Annotated in this window: 12 protein-coding genes and 1 pseudogene; 5 read left to right on the forward strand and 8 right to left on the reverse strand. The window is 72.1% G+C overall.

Features of this window, described 5'->3' with window-relative positions:
• Nucleotides 1–70: 70 nt before the first annotated feature.
• The gene (locus tag AC068Z_RS01585; RefSeq protein WP_478551243.1) at nt 71–2,146 is read right to left on the reverse strand and encodes an ABC transporter family substrate-binding protein; all 2,076 of its coding nucleotides are present in this window, start codon (nt 2,144–2,146) and stop codon (nt 71–73) included.
• Nucleotides 2,147–2,433: 287 nt separating this feature from the next.
• On the opposite strand from AC068Z_RS01585, the gene AC068Z_RS01590 reads away from it, so the two are divergent.
• From AC068Z_RS01590 to AC068Z_RS01605, 4 genes are all read left to right on the forward strand, one after another.
• Nucleotides 2,434–2,733, forward strand: a complete 300-nt coding sequence (locus AC068Z_RS01590; protein WP_478551245.1) for a hypothetical protein — start codon at nt 2,434–2,436, stop codon at nt 2,731–2,733.
• Between the two features lie 227 nt (nt 2,734–2,960).
• Nucleotides 2,961–3,794, forward strand: coding sequence for a hypothetical protein (locus AC068Z_RS01595; RefSeq protein ID WP_478551247.1), 834 nt, complete (start codon nt 2,961–2,963; stop codon nt 3,792–3,794).
• On the forward strand, nt 3,794–5,722 hold the full coding sequence (locus tag AC068Z_RS01600; RefSeq protein ID WP_478551249.1) for a fumarate reductase/succinate dehydrogenase flavoprotein subunit: 1,929 nt from the start codon (nt 3,794–3,796) through the stop codon (nt 5,720–5,722). The genes AC068Z_RS01595 and AC068Z_RS01600 overlap by 1 nt, the downstream gene beginning before the upstream one ends.
• Nucleotides 5,719–6,495 (forward strand): succinate dehydrogenase/fumarate reductase iron-sulfur subunit, encoded by a 777-nt coding sequence (locus AC068Z_RS01605; protein WP_478551251.1) that lies wholly within the window; start codon nt 5,719–5,721, stop codon nt 6,493–6,495. The genes AC068Z_RS01600 and AC068Z_RS01605 overlap by 4 nt, the downstream gene beginning before the upstream one ends.
• On the opposite strand, the gene AC068Z_RS01610 is transcribed toward AC068Z_RS01605, so the two are convergent.
• Both AC068Z_RS01610 and AC068Z_RS01615 read right to left on the reverse strand, forming a co-directional pair.
• Nucleotides 6,487–7,410: a class I SAM-dependent methyltransferase gene (locus AC068Z_RS01610; protein ID WP_478551253.1), complete on the reverse strand. Its 924-nt coding sequence runs from the start codon at nt 7,408–7,410 to the stop codon at nt 6,487–6,489. The genes AC068Z_RS01605 and AC068Z_RS01610 overlap by 9 nt on opposite strands.
• Nucleotides 7,411–7,533: 123 nt before the next feature.
• A pseudogene (locus tag AC068Z_RS01615) lies at nt 7,534–8,059 on the reverse strand (hypothetical protein); the annotation flags it as partial.
• 62 nt (nt 8,060–8,121) lie between these two features.
• Here AC068Z_RS01615 and AC068Z_RS01620 point away from each other — a divergent pair.
• The gene (locus AC068Z_RS01620; protein WP_478552255.1) at nt 8,122–9,537 is read left to right on the forward strand and encodes a hypothetical protein; all 1,416 of its coding nucleotides are present in this window, start codon (nt 8,122–8,124) and stop codon (nt 9,535–9,537) included.
• A 3-nt stretch (nt 9,538–9,540) separates the two neighbouring features.
• Here the strand turns inward: AC068Z_RS01620 and AC068Z_RS01625 are convergent, their stop codons facing one another.
• The 5 genes from AC068Z_RS01625 to AC068Z_RS01645 form a co-directional block, all read right to left on the reverse strand.
• Nucleotides 9,541–12,189 carry a SpoIIE family protein phosphatase gene (locus AC068Z_RS01625; RefSeq protein ID WP_478551255.1) on the reverse strand — a complete coding sequence of 883 codons (2,649 nt, stop codon included), beginning with the start codon at nt 12,187–12,189 and terminating at the stop codon, nt 9,541–9,543.
• Nucleotides 12,190–12,451: 262 nt separating this feature from the next.
• Nucleotides 12,452–12,880, reverse strand: a complete 429-nt coding sequence (locus tag AC068Z_RS01630) for an ATP-binding protein (RefSeq protein WP_478551256.1) — start codon at nt 12,878–12,880, stop codon at nt 12,452–12,454.
• 128 nt (nt 12,881–13,008) lie between these two features.
• Entirely contained in the window at nt 13,009–13,407 is a 399-nt protein-coding gene (locus AC068Z_RS01635; protein ID WP_478551257.1) for a (deoxy)nucleoside triphosphate pyrophosphohydrolase, read from the reverse strand.
• Nucleotides 13,408–13,439: 32 nt separating this feature from the next.
• Nucleotides 13,440–13,631 carry an SPOR domain-containing protein gene (locus AC068Z_RS01640; RefSeq protein ID WP_451728810.1) on the reverse strand — a complete coding sequence of 64 codons (192 nt, stop codon included), beginning with the start codon at nt 13,629–13,631 and terminating at the stop codon, nt 13,440–13,442.
• A 325-nt stretch (nt 13,632–13,956) separates the two neighbouring features.
• Complete coding sequence (locus AC068Z_RS01645; protein WP_451728813.1) at nt 13,957–14,709, reverse strand: GntR family transcriptional regulator; 753 nt, start codon at nt 14,707–14,709, stop codon at nt 13,957–13,959.
• Nucleotides 14,710–14,750 lie beyond the last annotated feature (41 nt).

Genomic DNA, 14,750 nt, shown 5'->3' on the forward strand with positions numbered 1-14,750 from the left:
CCCCATGGTACGGGGCCCCGGCACTACAAGCGCGCCGGGTCCCTTCTGTGCAGGTCGGAGCGGGTTCGGGCTACTTCTTGCTGGGCCCGGCGGCCGGGCGAGCGCCCTTCTTCAGGAAGCCCATGTCCTCGTAGACCGGGGTCTGGAAACCGAAGGCGCCCGCGTTGACCAGGCTCTTCCTGGCCGCCGTCAGCTGGGGGCGCTGGTAGAGCGGGATGGAGCCCGCCGCCGCCCAGATCCGGGAGTCGGCCTTGCGGATCAGGCTCCTGGTCTCGCCCTCGTCCAGGGTGGAGATCGCCTGGTCGAAGAGCTGGTCCACCTGGTCCGTGCCGACCCGGGTGTAGTTCTGCTCGACGTTCAGGGAGCCGTCCGCCGCCGGGACCGGCTTGGCGTAGATCGGCCGCGCGTCCGTGGCCGGGAAGGCCGAGGCCGGCCAGGAGTACAGGGCCAGGTCGTACTCGCCGGAGGCGATGTGGTCCTTGAAGTAGCTCTCGTCCGAGACCTTCGACAGTTCGGTGCGGATCCCGACCCGGTCCAGCATCCGCCGGATCCGCTCCGCCACCGTCCGCAGCGACTCCGAGCCCGGCCCCGAGGGCAGCACGAACCGCAGCGTCAGCGGCTTGCCGTCCTTCGCCAGCGCCGCGGGCGCCGCCGCCGCGGGAGCGGCCGTGCCCTTCGGGGCGTACGCGCCCGGCGCCCCGCCCTGCTTCAGCTCGTGCCGCTTCTTCTCCCGGTCCGCCTCCGCGGGCGCCTTGTCGTCCTCGCCGACGATGTACGTGCCGTCCTCGCCACCCCCGGACTCCTTCTCAGAACCCTTGCCCTCGGAGCCCTTCTTCTCCTTCTCCCCCTCCGACCCGGCCGCCTTCTCGCCCTTCTCCTTCACCGGGCCGCCGAGCACCCACCCGGCGTCGGCGAGCAGCGCCCGCGCCTCGGCCGTGTCCTGGTCGCCCAGCGCGCCGCTGTTGTCGGCGTAGGCGGCCTGCCCGGCCAGCGCCAGATGACTGCCGACAGGCTCGGCGGGCAGCCCCAGCGGCTTCAGTACGGCCCCGGCGAGCTTGTCCCGGTCCAGGGCCCGGGCCACCGCCCGGCGGACCCGCTCGTCGGCGAGCGGACCGTCCGCGCCGTTGAGGGCGAGCTGGGTGAAGGCGGGCTCCAGGGAGCGGCGCACGTCGATGTCCCGGAAGGCGGGGTCCTTGGCCTTGGCGCCCTTGGCGGGGCCCGGCAGCGGGGAGGCCGAGCCCTTGCCCTCCGGGGCGGCCGTGCCCTTGCCGCCGGCCCGTCCGGAGAACCCGATGCGGTGCGCCGTCCCGGGGTCGATCTCGGCGAGGTCGAGCTTCCCGGCGGCCAGCTCCGCGGCCCGCTCGTCGCGCGGGACCGCGCGCAGCACGATCTCGTCGAGCTTGGGCGGGGCGCCCCACCAGCGCGGGTTACGGGCGAGGGTGATCTCGTCGTCCTTGCGGTCGACCTTGCGGACGGCGAAGGGCCCCGCGGTGACCTTGAGCTTGCGCCGGGCGCCGTCGTTGAAGGAGTCCGGGGTGCCCATGACGTCCTTCGGGTACAGCGGCGAGAACAGCGAGCGCCAGTCGGCGTAGGGCCGGGCGAAGGTGACCTTGACCTCCAGGTCGTTCTCGCCGCGCTCGATGCGCTGGATGCGGTCGTAACCGGCGTTGCGCGCGGTCCAGTACGCCGAGTCCTTGCCGGACAGCGCCCGCCACTGGGCGGCGAAGTCGGCGGCGCCGATCTCCCGGCCGTCGCTCCAGACGGCCTGCTGGTTCAGCTTGTACAGCACGACCTGCTTCGGCTCGGTGTCGACGACCTTCGCGGACTCCAGGTAGTCGGGGTTCAGCTCCGGCCGCCCGGTCCCGTCGAGGCGGTACAGGGACGGCAGTACGGCCTGGGCGACCCGGGTGGTGGTGGCGTCGGCGTCGGCCTGGAAGGTGTTCAGGGTGTCCGGTACGGCGTCCACGGCCCAGCGCAGGGAGCCGCCGTCGGCGACCAGGGAGCGGGCGGCGGGGGCGATGTCCTGCTCGGCGAGCGGCTTGCCCGCGGGGTCCTCGGTGGCACATCCGGCCAGCGCGAGCGCGCCGGCGGTGAGGAAGAGGACCGAACGCGTCACAGCACGTGGTCCGGGGCCGTCGTAGGACATCTCTGCTTACCTCCGGGAGCCGCGGGGGTTATGATCACTTTTGGCGGTATATGGAGCTGATCACATCTATGCGGCCACTGAAGAGGAAAGGGTTCGGCAACGGGCGGCGACACGGCGAGGGACGCCGGGAAGCCCACCCGTGCGGCGCAACGCACCACGGGATGCACCTACGCGCCTCGGCCAATCGGTGCACGTCCCTTCACAGCGACAGGTGTGACGCGCAACACTCGCAGGCGCATGAACGTTGCCGCCCACGGCCGCAGAGCCGACGGAAGTGAGGTCACGTCATGTCCGTGCACGACGACCTGACGGCAGTCCAGCGGTGTCTCGACGATCTGAACCGGTCGGTGAGCCGCCTGGAACAGCAGCTCGGCAGCGGCGGTCTGGACATCCGCCGCGTCCGTACCGACTGCGATCACCTGCGCGAGAGCGTGGCGCTGCTGCGCGCGGCGGCCTCCGCCCCCGCGGCCCAGCAGACCCAACGGCGCCCCGACCTCGTCACGATCCCCGACACCCCCTACGACGGTTCGCTCTGGATCGACACGGACGACGAGGGCCTCGGCGCCCGGGACCGGCGAGCACCCTGAGGGTCTGTCCGGCGGATCATCCCGGCGTCGCGGGCCCTGGCACGCGCTCCCCCAGAGGGGGGACCCCCAGCCGCGTTGTCGTCGGTCGCCGACGCTCCGCGTCGACTCCCTCCTCCGCCTTGCAGCTGCACGCACCAGACCCCGCTCGGCCCCGCCGACACGCCCCCTTCTCACAGCCGGCCTGATCCGCCGGACAGACCCTCACCCGAACCGACCGGAGTCAAAAGTTGGCCACTGGTACGGAACCCCCTGACACCGACCCCCATCCGCCCGGCGGCGTGCGTGCGCCTTCGCGCGCCGCCATCAGCGCCCCGCATCTGCGGACCGACCGCTGGTGGCTGGCGCCCGCCGCCACCGCGGCCGGGCTGCTGGCGTTCATCGTCTACTCGACGTGGCGCGCCTTCGCCAACGCCGACTACTACGCGGCCCCGTACGTCTCGCCGTTCTACTCCCCCTGTCTCGCGGAGAACTGCGAGCCGATGCGGGGCGGTCCCAACTGGGAGATTTTCGGCGGCTGGTGGGGCATCTCACCCGCGATCATCATCCTGATCTTCCCGCTGGGCTTCCGGCTGACCTGCTACTACTACCGCAAGGCCTACTACCGGGGCTTCTGGGCGTCCCCGCCGGCCTGCGCGGTGGCCGAGCCGCACAAGAAGTACACCGGCGAGACCCGCTTCCCGCTGATCCTGCAGAACATCCACCGGTACTTCTTCTACGCCGCGATCCTGGTCGCCGGAATCCTGACCTACGACACCGTGCTGGCCTTCCGCGATGAGCACTACGAGTGGGGCCACATGGGCCTCGGCACCCTGGTGTTCCTCCTCAACATCGTGCTGATCTGGGCCTACACGATCTCCTGCCACTCCTGCCGGCACATCGTCGGCGGCAAGCTGAAGCACTTCTCCAAGCACCCCGTGCGCTACCGGATGTGGCAGTGGGTCGGCAAGCTGAACGCCCGGCACATGCTGCTCGCCTGGTCGTCGTTGGTGAGCGTGGCGCTCGCCGACTTCTACGTCTATCTCGTCGCGTCCGGTGCCTTCGACGATCCGAGGTTGTTCTGATGTCCGTGGTGGACCGGCAGGAGTGGGACGTCGTCGTGATCGGCGCGGGCGGCGCGGGCCTGCGGGCGGCCGTCGAGGCGCGCGAGCGGGGCGCCCGTACGGCGGTGATCTGCAAGTCGCTGTTCGGCAAGGCGCACACGGTGATGGCCGAGGGCGGGATCGCGGCCGCGATGGCCAACGCCAACGAGCACGACAACTGGCAGGTGCACTTCCGCGACACCATGCGCGGCGGCAAGTTCCTCAACCAGTGGCGGATGGCCGAACTGCACGCGCAGGAGGCCCCGGACCGGGTCTGGGAGCTGGAGACCTGGGGCGCCCTGTTCGACCGTACGAAGGACGGCCGGATCTCCCAGCGCAACTTCGGCGGCCATGAGTATCCGCGGCTCGCGCACGTCGGCGACCGCACCGGTCTGGAGCTGATCCGCACGCTCCAGCAGAAGATCGTGTCCTTGCAGCAGCAGGACTTCAAGGAGACCGGCGACTACGAGTCCCGCCTGAAGGTCTTCCAGGAGTGCACGGTCACCCGGGTGCTCAAGGAAGGCAACCGCGTCTCCGGTGTCTTCGCCTACGACCGTGAGACCGGCCGCTTCTTCGTCCTGGAAGCGCCTGCCGTCGTCATCGCCACCGGTGGCATCGGCAAGTCCTTCAAGGTGACGTCGAACTCCTGGGAGTACACCGGCGACGGCCACGCGCTGGCGCTGCTCGCGGGGGCACCCCTGCTGAACATGGAGTTCGTGCAGTTCCACCCGACGGGGATGGTCTGGCCGCCGTCGGTGAAGGGCATCCTCGTCACGGAGTCCGTCCGCGGCGACGGCGGGGTGCTGCGGAACTCCGAGGACAAGCGGTTCATGTTCGACTACGTCCCGGACGTCTTCAAGGAGAAGTACGCCGAGTCCGAGGAGGAGGCGGACCGCTGGTACGAGGACCCGGACAACAACCGGCGGCCCCCCGAACTGCTCCCCCGCGACGAGGTGGCCCGCGCCATCAACGCCGAGGTGAAGGCGGGCCGGGGCTCCCCGCACGGCGGGGTCTTCCTGGACGTGTCGACGCGGATGCCCGCCGAGGTGATCAAGCGCCGGCTGCCGTCGATGTACCACCAGTTCAAGGAGCTGGCGGACGTCGACATCACCGCCGAGGCGATGGAGGTCGGGCCGACCTGTCACTACGTGATGGGCGGGATCGCGGTCGAGTCGGACACCGCGGCGGCGCGCGGGGTGCCGGGGCTCTTCGCGGCCGGTGAGGTCGCGGGCGGGATGCACGGCTCGAACCGGCTCGGCGGCAACTCCCTGTCCGACCTGCTGGTCTTCGGGCGCCGGGCGGGCTGGCACGCGGCCGAGTACGCGGCGGCCCTCGCCTTCGAGCGGCCCGAGGTGGACGACGTCCAGGTCGACACCGCGGCGGCGGAGGCCCTGCGCCCCTTCTCCGCGGAGAGCCCCGATCAGGCCGCGCCGGAGAACCCGTACACCCTCCACCAGGAGCTCCAGCAGACCATGAACGACCTGGTCGGCATCATCCGCCGGGAGGGCGAGATGGCGCACGCGCTGGAGAAGCTGGCCGAGCTGCGGGTCCGGGCCCGCAGGGCCGGGGTCGAGGGGCACCGGCAGTTCAACCCGGGCTGGCATCTGGCGCTGGACCTCAGGAACATGCTGCTGGTCAGCGAGTGCGTGGCGCGGGCCGCCCTGGAGCGCACCGAGTCGCGCGGCGGCCACACCCGCGAGGACCATCCCGCGATGGAGCGCACCTGGCGCAACGTCAACCTGCTGTGCCGGCTCGCCGATCCCACCGGCGGGCTGGCGGCCACCGACCCGGAGCGCGGCCAGATCGACCTCAGCCGGGAGACCACCGACCCCATCCGCTCTGACCTGCTCGCCCTCTTCGACAAGGAGGAGCTGGTCAAGTACCTCGCCGAAGAGGAGCTGTACGAGTGAGCAGCTACGAGGCCCGCTTCAAGGTGTGGCGGGGTGACGTCGGGGGCGGCGGCCTGGAGGATTTCAAGGTCGAGGTGAACGACGGCGAAGTGGTGCTGGACATCATCCACCGCCTCCAGGCCACGCAGGCGCCCGATCTGGCCGTCCGCTGGAACTGCAAGGCGGGCAAGTGCGGTTCGTGCTCGGCGGAGATCAACGGCCGCCCGCGGCTGATGTGCATGACGCGGATGTCGGTGTTCGAGCGGGAGGAGACGATCACCGTCACTCCGCTGCGCGCCTTCCCGGTGGTCCGGGACCTCGTCACGGACGTCGGCTTCAACTACCAGAAGGCCAGGGAGGTCCCCTCGTTCGTCCCGCCGGAGAAGCTGGGCCCCGGCGAGTACCGGATGATGCAGGAGGACGTGGACCGCTCGCAGGAGTTCCGCAAGTGCATCGAGTGCTTCCTGTGCCAGGACACCTGCCATGTGGTCCGTGACCACGAGGAGAACAAGCAGGCGTTCGCCGGGCCGCGGTTCCTGATGCGGGTGGCCGAGCTGGACATGCACCCGCTGGACGCCGCCGCCGAGTCCGGCCTGGACCGCAAGAGCACCGCCCAGGACGAACACGGCCTCGGTTACTGCAACATCACCAAATGCTGTACGGAGGTGTGCCCCGAGGGCATCAAGATCACGGACAACGCGCTGATCCCGCTGAAGGAGCGGGCGGTGGACCGCAAGTACGACCCGCTGGTGTGGCTGGGATCCAAAATCCGCAGGCGCTCCGGCTCAGGCTGAGGCGGCTCGCAGGTACCCCGAGTGGGCCACCTGGCCCAGGAACGTGAACCGGGTGTCCGTGGTCATGTGCTTCTCGAACGCCTCCTTGATCCCGGGCCACTTGGGGTGCCCGAAGTCGTCCAGCACGACGATCCCGCCCGGCGCGACGATCTGCTCGGCCCACTCCAGGTCGGCGGCGACACCGGCGGCGGAGTGGTCGCCGTCGACGATGACCACGCCGTAGGAGCGATCGGCGACCAGGGCCCGCACCTCGGGGTCCTCGGAGAAGCCCTGCTGGATGCGGGCGGCGGCGCCGGCCGCTCCGGCGAGGCTCAGATTGGTCCGTACGGCGGCCAGGTTGACCGGGGTGCCGGAGGCGTCGTCGCCCATGCTCGCGCCGGGCTGGAGCTGGGTTCCGGCGAGCGGGTCGACGATGGTCAGGCTCGGTGTCCGCCCGGCGCGCTCCGACATCCGGATGAGCGCGGCGCTGAACATGCCGTACAGCGTGCCGATCTCGAGGATCTCGTCGTTCGGGGGGTCGAGCAGGGGTACGGCGGAGAGCTTGCCGACGATGTTCATCGTGCCGCCGGCGATCCGGCCGACGCCGAGCGCCTCCATCGCGATCAGGAGCCGGAAGGCCTGGGCGACATTGCGCTCGGCGGCCTGCCGGTCGACGCCCGCGGTCTGCTCCAGCTCCGTGATGGTGCGGTTGAGATGGGGCGCGGAGGGCAGCCGGGACGCGCCGCGTCCGGTGCCGTCGAAGAAGAGCTCCAGGGGGCGCTGGCGGTTGCGCAGCGTCCGCAGCTCCTTCTGGAGGGCGTCCTTCGAGGAGATCTCGATGTGGCGGCGGACCTCGCGTTCGATCCGCTGGTCGATCAGCTGCACTATGGGCCGCAGGGCGCGTCTGGCGGCCTTGCTGGATATCAACGCTCGCATTGGTGGACCGTAGGTCGCCCACAGCTCGGCCACAACTAACAAGAGGGTGCGCCGAGTTAAAGCACGCATGACGTCTGGGTCACGGTTTGTTCACCGCACCACCCAGTCCTCGCGGTACGCGGTCCAGTGGGCGCCGTCGAAGCCGGTGTCGAGGATCTGCCGGGTGGAGGCGACGACGGCGGCCCGGGTGTCCGGTCTGTCGAGGCGCAGCCCGTCCGGGCTCTCGCCGGCGAGCTTGTCGCCGAGCCAGGCCTGGACGCGGATGTGCGGGGCCGATCGCTGTACGGCGTCCAGGAACCAGCGGGCCCTGGGGTACTTGCGCGCGGGAAGGGTGCCGTCGTGCTCGAGGGGCCCGGCGTGGACGTAGAGGTCACGGATCCCGGTGCTCTCCAGCCGCCCGCTTGCGTCCGTCGACCCACGCATGGCCGAGCCGGATCGCGTCACGGTTTCTGGTGTACGTGCCGTCCTCGGGGGCGCCCGCGTAGTTCAGGCGCAGGGCCAGGGCTGCGGTGAGGGTGGGCAGGAGGAGCAGGAGGGCGAGGACCAGGGCGGTGCGGACCGCCCTTCGGCGCCACTTGGCGCGCCGCCGCGGACGCACCCCGGTCGCGTCCGTGCATTCCTGCTCATACTCTCCGAAATGTGACGTCATCCTTGATCCGGGGTCGGCCTCGGCGGGCCACCGCGCAGATATCCGTGCGGGTGGCGCTTGCCCTGGTGGGTGTGCTGATCGCCTTGGCGTGGCTGGTTCTGCCGGGGATGACGACAAGGGCCGATGTGCCGGTCGCGGCCGGCACGGACGGACCGGTCGCGGGCGCTGCCGCCCAGGAGGAGCCGGACGACTCCTCGGCCGGTGATCTCGTGCTCCCGCTGGTCGCGGCCGTCGCCGCCGTCGCGGTCGCCGGATACGCGTACGTACGGCGCAGTCGGCGGGCGCGGACCCGGACCACACCGGGCGGCGGACCCTCCCCGGCGTCCGAGCCGAACCTCGCCGAGCTCGACGAACGGGCCCGGGGCCTGCTCGTCGAGGCCGACGACTGGGTGCGCACCAGCCGGGAGGAGCTGTCCTTCGCCGAGGGGCGCTCCGGGACGGAGGCCGCCGCGTCGGCCCTCCGGGCCGCCTCCGCCGAGCTGGCCTCCGCCTTCCGGATGCGGCAGCGCTACGACGACGGGCTTCCGGAGGACGACGCCGGGCGGCGGCAGGCGCTCGCGGGGATCGTCGGCCGGTGCGAGGAGGCGGGGCGGCGGCTGGACGCGGAGGCGGCCGGGTTCGATCAACTGCGGGGTCTGGAGGGCGACATCGGCGGGGCGCTGGAAGTCGCGGAGGGCCGCTTCCGGGAACTCACCGCCCGTACCTGGAGCGCGGGCGCCGCGCTCGCCGAGCTGGGGAAGCGGTACGGCTCGGCGGCGGTCGCCGATGTGGGCGGTCACGTCGAACAGGCCAAGGACCGGCTGGTGTTCGCCACCTCCCGGCTCAACGAGGCCCGGCAGGGCGCCGACCGCGCCGAGACCGACGTGGCCGTCCGCCAGCTGCGGGCCGCCGAGGGGGCCGTCGCGCAGGCAGAGATCCTCGTCCACGGCGTCGAACGGCTCGCGGAGGAGCTGGCGGCGGCCGCCGCCCTGGTCCCGGCCGCGCTGACCGGCGCCGAGGCCGAGATCGCCGGGGCCCGCGCACGGGCCAGGGGCACGGGCTCCCCCGGGGGTCCGCCGGACGTCCGGACCGGCCACGCGGACGGCGTCCTGGCCGCCGTACGAGAGGAGCTGACCTCGGGGCCGTACGACCCGGTGGACGCGTTGCGGCGGATCGTGCGCGCAGTCGTGCCGGTCGCGGACGGGCGGGCCGGGGTGCTGTCGGCCGCCGCGTCGCTCGTGGCGCGCAGTGCCACCGCGGCGGCGGACGATCACATCGCGGCCCACCGGGACGCGGTGGGCGGCACGGCCCGCACCCGGCTCGCGGAGGCGGTACGGCTGCTGTCCGCCGCCCCCGGCCTCACCGACCTGCTCGCCGCCGACGCCCTCGCCCGCCGGGCCCGGGAGCTGGCGGAGCAGGACGTACGCCTGCGCGGCGCCGGCGAGGCTCCGGCGGCGGGGAGCTACGGCGGGCCCCGGACCCGGGCTCGCCGCGGGTGAGGGTCAGAACAGGCTCAGCAGGGCCTCCGCCGGGTCCGTGAGGCCTGTCTCGCCGTCCGGGAGGGGCAGCTCGAACCAGACCGTCTTGCCGCGCGGGGTGCGGCGCGAGCCCCAGGCCGCGCTGAGCAGGCCCACCAGCTGGAGGCCCCGGCCGCCCTCGTCCGTGTCGCGGGCCCTGCGGCGGCGGGGCTGGACCAGACCCGCGTCCCAGACCTCGCAGACCAGGGTGCGGTCGAGGAGGAGGCGGAGCCGGATGTCGCCCTCGCCGTACCGCAGGGCGTTCGTCACCAGCTCGCTGACCAGCAGTTCCGTCGTGTCGACCAGGGGCTCAAGGTCCCAGGTGAGGAGCTGGCCGCGGGCGTACTCGCGGGCCCGGCCGACGCTGCGCGGCTCGCGGGGCAGCGTCCAGTCACCCACCGATTCGGCGGGCAGGCCTTGGACGCGGGCCATGAGCAGCGCGATGTCGTCCTCGCCGTGATGGGTGTCGAGGGTGTTGAGGACGTGGTCGCAGACGTCCTCCAGCGGGCTGGCCGGGTCGGTCAGCGCCCCCACGAAGGCCTGGAGTCCTTCGTCGAGGGGGTGATCGCGGCTTTCGACCAGTCCATCCGTGTAGAGCGCCAGCAGGGCGCCTTCGGGCAGTTCGACCTCCACCTCCTCGAAGGGCTCCCCGCCGACGCCGAGCGGCATGCCCGGCGGTACGTCCAGCATCAGCGCGTCCTCGCCCGGCTCGACCAGGACGGGCGGCAGGTGGCCGGCGTTGGCGAAGGTGCAGCGGCGGGTCACCGAGTCGTACACGGCGTACACGCAGGTGGCCAGGTACACCTCGGAGAGGTCGGCCTCGCGGGGGCGGCGGGCCGCCCGGGTCGCCTGCTGCACGCCGCCCGGGGCGCCGAGCCCGCGCGCGATCTCGTCCAACGCGCTCAGCACTTCGGCCGGTTCGAGGTCCAGCAGGGCCAGGGTGCGCACAGCGGAGCGGAGTTCGCCCATCGCGACCGCGGCGCGCAGCCCGCGGCCCATCACGTCGCCGACCACCAACGCCGTACGGTGTCCGGGCAGTTCGATCACGTCGAACCAGTCGCCGCCCACCTCGCTCGGCCGGTCCGAGGAGGAGTTGCCCGGCAGATAGCGGCAGGCGATGTCCAGGCCCGAGGCGACCGGGTCGCCGGGCGGGAGCAGGGACCGCTGCAGTATCAGCGCCCGTTCGTGCTCCCTGCGGTACAGCCGGGCGTTGTCGATGCACACGGCCGCCCGCGCGGCCAGCTCCACCGCGAGGTCCCGGTCCCGGTCCCCGAACGGCTCGCTGCCCTTCGTCCGGGAGAACTGCGCGAGGCCGACGACCGTGTCGTGGGCGACCATCGGCACGGCCAGCGTGGACTGGACGAGGCCGCCCTCCTCGGCGGGCACGGACTGCGGCCGTGCGGTGCGCAGGGCGTCCGCGCACGGGGAGTTGAAGGGGTAGTGGTGGACCGCGCCGACCGCGACCGGGGCGCCGCCGCCGACGAAGGGCGCGTCGGAGACCGCGCTGGCGAAGGCGACCCGGCGCAGTTCGGCGCTGCCGTCGGCGAGTCCCGGCGGGGTCTCGTCGCCGGCCAGGAGCCCCTGGTAGAGGTCGACGGTGGCCAGGTCGCAGAAGCCGGGGACGACCACGTCGAGCAGTTCGCGGGCCGTGGTCTCGAGGTCGAGGGAGTTCCCGATGCGGGCGCCGGCCTCGTTGAGAAGGGCGAGATTGCGCCGCGCGGCGGCGGCTTCCCGGGCGGCGGCCCTGCGGGCCGTGATGTCGGTTCCGAGCCAGGCGATCCCGATGGGGCGGCCGGAGCCGCTGTGCACCCGGTAGAGGTTGACGGACCAGTGCCGACGGTCGTCGGAACCCGGCAGAAAGCCGGTGACGTGCATGTCCGTGATGGAGTCGCCGGTCTCCATGACGCGGCGCAGGGTGGCCGTCACCCGCTCCGCCTCGGGCCTCGGCAGATAGTCGTGCACGCCCTTGCCGCGATGCTCGTCGGGGGTGCCGCCGAAGAGCGAGGCGAACCGCTGGTTGGCGCGGCGCACCCGCAGGTCGGGGTCGATCAGCAGGAAGCCGAAGGGAGATTGACCGAAAATCGCCTGAGCCGCGGCGAGGTCGGTCTCGATTCCGCGCAGGGTCCGCACATCGACGACGATGCAGACGGCGGCCTTCTCCCCGTCCTCGGTCCGCGTCGGCATGACGTAGACCTCGGCCAGCGCCTCCTCCCCGCGTCCGCCGGTCTCCGGGTCGGGCTTGCGGAAGGGGACGACTCCGGTCCACTCCCGGCCGTCCAGGATCTCGGCCATCTTGCGGTGGCCCTGCTCACGCCGGTCGGGGTCGATGAAGGCCGCGATGGGGTCCATGCCGACGGCACGTGAGGCGGGGATCCCGAAGAGCTGCTCGGCGCGCAGGCTCCACTGGTCGACCAGACCGTCGGGGCCGATGGAGAAGGACGCGACGCGGATGTAGTCGTACATGGAGCCGGGCGGGCTGCTCTGCCACATGGCGTCGGCGGGCGGCACCTCGTCGGAGGCACGCGCCGCGTCGACCGCATCGACCGCGGCGGCCCCGTCGGCAGCCGCGGCCGCCGTCCTCGCGCCGTCCGACGGGTCCTCGGACTCCGTGGCCTTCGCTGGTATCTCGCTCACGCGAACCGTCCCCTCCAGCTCACCGCGTCCGGCACCGGTCACCGAAAGGCGGCTGCCCGCAGTATCCAGCACTACGGGGCCGCGCAACACGGTGTTCACGATCACAGCACGTTCCCGATCGTTTTTGGACCGGACCGCGGAAACACTTCCAGTCTTCTAACCAGCCAACACGCTGTCGAATCCCGCACTCCGACAACTGCCAGTGGCCTGAACCAGTAGGTCGACAGGGCGGGGGCGGACGTACAGGGTTCCGCCACGCCTCTCAGGGCACCGCGAGTTCGAACCACACCGTCTTGCCGGAGCCCCCGGGGCGGGTGCCCCAGCGGCGGGAGGAGTGGGCGACCAGCTGCAGGCCGCGGCCGCTCTCGTCCTCGGGGCGGGCGACCCGTTCGCGGGGCAGGTCCGGGATCGGGTCGGAGACCTCCACCAGCAGGACGTCGCCGATGTGGGAGGGGCGGACGAGGCGGACGCCGATGGGGCCGGTGGCGTGCCGGAGTGCGTTGGTGACGAGCTCGCTGACCAGAAGGGCGGCGATGTCGGCGAGGCTGTCCAGGTCCCAGGCGTGCAGTCGGCTGCGGACGGCGGCCCGGGCGGCACGAACGGCACCGGGCTCGGCGGAGAAGGTCCACTCGACACAGTCGCCTTCGGTGTCGATCACACCGATCACTTCCCAGGCAGCGGCTCTACCCATGTCCGATTTCGTGGGGTTAATGGCCACATACCCGATATTCGGGGCGGTGTATCGCCCCTACGGGCGCACAGTGGCACGAACGGCGTAGGAAGCGCGCACTCTCAGCGCGCCCCAGCGGACGCACGCCCTCACCCCAGCCCGCGCGCCACCTCACGCACCGCCGGTACGTCCTGCGGCAGCCAGTCCACGTCCCACAACTCGTCCGGCGTGAGCCAGCGCAGCTCGTCGTGGTCCTCCAGGGGCTTGGGCGCCGGGGAGCCGGGCAGCAGGCGCGCCGTCCACACCTTCAGTACGTACGGATCGCGCAGGGGCCATTCCCCGGGTACCCGCTCGCGCGGCTCCGCCTCCACACCCAGCTCTTCGCGCAGCTCGCGGACGAGTGCCGCCTCCGGGGTCTCGCCCGGTTCGACCTTGCCGCCGGGGAGTTCCCAGCGGCCGGCCAGCTCGGGGGGCGCGCTGCGGCGCGCGGCGAGGAGGCGGCCGCCGTCCAGCAGGGCGGCGCCCACCACCACGATCGGTTCCGTCATGTGCCGGAGCCTACGGGAGCCCGGAGGGCGGCTCAGTTGGCGGTCTCGCTGCCGCCCTGGCCGATCCGCTCGACCCAGTAGAGCTGCTTGTGCCCGCGCGAGTCGAGGCTGTCCGCGATCTTCTGGGCCTCGGCCCGGGTCGCGTACCGGCCGACGCGGTAGCGATTGCCGTTGTCGTCCTGGCGTATCACGAGCCAGGGGAGAGTGATCGTGCTGTCGTTCATCGCGCCCCACCACCCCTTCCCGCCCGAGGCCGTCCCGCCCGCGGCCTGTGCCGTGCCCCGCCCGCTAAGGAAACCGCAATCCGCATATGCCCGAGCCTACGCCTAACCTTTACGCAGCGAATACGCCTTTTCACAAAGAGGTACGCAACCGGCCAGGACGCAGGGGGCGCACGTCATCGAATGCGCCGTCCGCGCAGGCCGACGCGTCCGGTCAGCGGCCTGCTGGAAACATCGTCGGCGACCTGCGAGAACGACCAGATTCCAACCCTGCGCCAAACGGGTCCGGTTGACCGGGTGACGGGGGCAACCGCCCCGGAGTTGTGCGCTACTTCACTGGAAGGTGATAGGCGACCCGGTAGCGGTCGGCCGGGACGACCACGTCCGCGGTCTCCACGGGGCGTCCCGAGGCGTAGTAGGTGCGCTGGACGACCAGGACGACATGGCCGGGGACGCCGCCCAGCGCGTGCAGTTCCTCGGCGAGGCCGGGGCGGGCGCCGACCTCCTCGGTGACGTTGTCCACGATGACGTCGATCGCGCGCATCCGCTCCACGACGCCCATGCCGCCCAACGGCCCCTCCTCGGGCAGCATCACGGGGGTGCGGCCGGTGACCGCGAGGGGCTCCCAGGAGGTGGAGAGCATCATCGCCTCGCCGGCCTCCCGGAACAGATACCGGGTGCACATGACCCGGTCGCCGGGCTGGATGCCGAGCCGCTCGGCGACCGCCCCGCTCGCCTCGGCCTGCTCGCTGCTGGACTCCCAGGTGCCGCGCGTCTCGCCGTCGGCCTGCTCCTGCCGGAAGGGCGTGGCCCCGCCGGAGGGGCGGAACCCGGAGCGGGCGATACGGCGGGGCACCGGCCGCTCGCGGACGTAGGTCCCGGAGCCGGAGCGGCCCTCGACCAGCCCTTCGGCCATCAGCACCTTGCGCGCCTCCAGGGCGACGGTGTCCGAGACGCCGTACTCCTCGCGGATCCGCGCCTGGGACGGGAGGCGGGTGTGCGGGGGCAGTGAACCGTCGACGATCTTCTGGCGGAGATCACCCGCGACGCGCAGGTAGGCCGGCTGCTCACCGAATGTCACTGGCCGCTCCCATCAGGTTGTACAGACAGCAACAGCGTGGC

It is taken from the genome of Streptomyces sp. NPDC043726 (assembly GCF_056436565.1).